This window comes from Paraburkholderia sp. EG286B (assembly GCF_040965655.1).
Classification (GTDB): domain Bacteria; phylum Pseudomonadota; class Gammaproteobacteria; order Burkholderiales; family Burkholderiaceae; genus Paraburkholderia.
Genome location: NZ_JBFRCF010000295.1, coordinates 1 through 227, shown reverse-complemented (window position 1 = coordinate 227; position 227 = coordinate 1). Strand labels below are relative to the sequence as shown.

The window sequence follows — 227 nt, the reverse complement described above, 5'->3', positions numbered from 1 at the left end:
ATATTCAACCTGTGAGAAATTGAGAATGCAAAACCAGCGTCAGAATCTCGCAGGGCGTATCGCCCTTGTTACGGGTGCCGGTCGTGGCCTGGGCGGCGCTATCGCCATCGACCTGGCCCGCGCGGGAGCAGATGTCGCAATCTGCGATATCGACATGCCAGCGCTCGAAGCAACGCGCGCAGCGGTGGAAGCAGCCGGCGCGCAGTGTCTCGCGCTACGCTGCGATG

Annotated in this window: 1 protein-coding gene; it reads left to right on the top strand. The window is 62.1% G+C overall.

Annotated elements, in window-relative coordinates; all coding sequences use genetic code 11:
• Positions 1 to 25: 25 nt before the first annotated feature.
• The coding region (locus AB4Y42_RS44770; RefSeq protein ID WP_368697958.1) for an SDR family NAD(P)-dependent oxidoreductase at positions 26 to 227 on the top strand (202 nt) is incomplete at its 3' end.